This is a genomic window from Iodidimonas gelatinilytica (assembly GCF_008579125.1).
Taxonomy (GTDB): domain Bacteria; phylum Pseudomonadota; class Alphaproteobacteria; order Sphingomonadales; family Rhodothalassiaceae; genus Iodidimonas; species Iodidimonas muriae.
Genome location: NZ_BKCL01000025.1, coordinates 1 through 1,937, shown reverse-complemented (window position 1 = coordinate 1,937; position 1,937 = coordinate 1). Strand labels below are relative to the sequence as shown.

At 54.5% G+C, this 1,937-nt stretch carries 1 protein-coding gene and 1 pseudogene; both read left to right on the top strand.

Annotated features, from left to right (window positions below; genetic code table 11):
* Positions 1-260, top strand: a pseudogene (locus JCM17844_RS15565) (aminopeptidase); the annotation flags it as partial.
* A partial coding sequence (locus JCM17844_RS13820) for a M1 family metallopeptidase (RefSeq protein WP_150001481.1) occupies positions 257-1,937 on the top strand: 1,681 nt, incomplete at its 3' end. The pseudogene JCM17844_RS15565 and the gene JCM17844_RS13820, both read left to right, overlap by 4 nt.

Here is a 1,937-nt window from a genome sequence, read left to right as displayed (position 1 = left end):
ACGAGATCCGCAGAATCCCCGCGGAAATCTGGCGCAGCAATCAATTCCATGTGACCAAGCTGATTGTTACGGACAAAACCATTCGCCAGATCAGCCTTGATCCCAACCGGGAAACCGCAGACGCCGATACGGCCAACAACTATTGGCCTAGAAAGCCTGTGGAAACGCGTCTGGAACTGTTCAAGCGCAAGCAAGGACAGAACCTGATGCAGAAAATACAGGACGATGGTAGCGACGACAAAGAGGGCGACGATCAATGAAGGCAGGTCGCATTCTTGTCAGTCTTGCCTTAAATGTCGCCCTTGCCTTCCCGGTTTTCGCCGATGCAGTGGTGCAGTCCAAAGCAGGACACCATGATGCTTTCCGTCAGATGGAAGAGGTTTGGCCCACACCCACCGAGGTGCGGGCCGCCTCTGGCGCGCCGGGGCATGAATACTGGCAGCAATTTGTCCAATATGACATTGATGTGCGGCTTGATGATGCCACCAGGCGCATCGAGGGGCGTGCGGCCATTTCCTATGAAAACCGCTCGCCTGATCCATTGTCCTATCTATGGCTGCAAATGGATCAGAACCGCTTCAAGCGCCATTCCGTGTCGCAAGAAAGCCGCGATGATCCCTTGGGCAAAAGCATCCCCATCACCCGTATGGCTGAAATCACCATCATTGAAGACGGCGATTTCGGCTATGACATCAAATCCATAACCGATGGAAAGGGAAACGCCCTTCCCCATAGCGTTGTAGACACCATGATGCGGGTGGATCTGCCAACGCCCTTGATGCCGGGAGAAACGGCGGAGCTTGTTGTGGAATACGGTTTCAACATCGTTTCCGCCAAGCATGTGTCGAACCGCACCGCCTATGAAATTCTTGAAAATGGCAGCCCCAATTACTTCATTTCCATGTGGTATCCACGCTTGGCTGCCTATACCGATTATGCCGGCTGGATCGTAAAGGCCTTTCTTTATGGCGAACCGGCGCTGGATTTTGCCGATTTCGATGTCTCCATCGAGGTGCCGGAAAATTTCACCGTTTCTGCTACCGGGGTTTTACAAAACCCGGATGCTGTCTTGAGCCGCGCTGAACGCGACCGTTTGGAAGATGCCAAAACTGCTCAAAAGCCGGTGTTCATCATCACCCCGCAAGAAGCGCAAGACCGCGCGGTCAAGGAAAATGGCGATAGCCGGATCTGGCACTATAAAGCCGAAAATGTGCGCGATTTCGCCTTTGCCGCCTCGCCATCCTTTATCTGGGATGCCAAGGGGTTTGAAACCGCAGACGGCCGCACGGTAATGGCGCAATCCCTTTATCCGCCCGAAGCAGAGCCTTTGTGGAGCCGCTATTCCACCGAAGCGATCCTGCAAACGCTGGAAACCTATGGTCGCATGACCATGGATTATCCCTATCCCCATGCCACCTCTATCAATGCGCCGATCCGGTCGGGCATGGAATATCCCATGCTGGCCGCCAATGCGCCACGTCCTGAAAAAGACGGCACCTATTCCCGCCGGACCAAATACGGTCTGATCGGCGTGGTGATCCATGAAGTGGGCCATAACTGGTTCCCCATGATCGTCAATTCCGACGAACGGCACTGGCTCTGGATGGATGAAGGGCTGAACTCTTTTCTTGATGAGCTGACCATTCAGGAATGGGAAGAAGATGTTCCCAGCGTACGCAGCGAACCGCGCCATCTGGCCCGCTTGATGACCCGGCCAAACCAGCAACCGATCATGACCCAATCCGATGCCTATATAAATCGCGGCATCACCGGTTATGCCAAGGTGGCAGCTGCCCTAACCGTTCTGCGTGAAACGGTGATGGGCCGCGAGGCTTTCGATACCGCCTTCAAGGAATATGTCAGCCGTTGGGCTTTCAAGCGTCCGCAACCTGCCGATTTCTTCCGCACCATGGAAGATGCCAGCGGCATTGATCTGG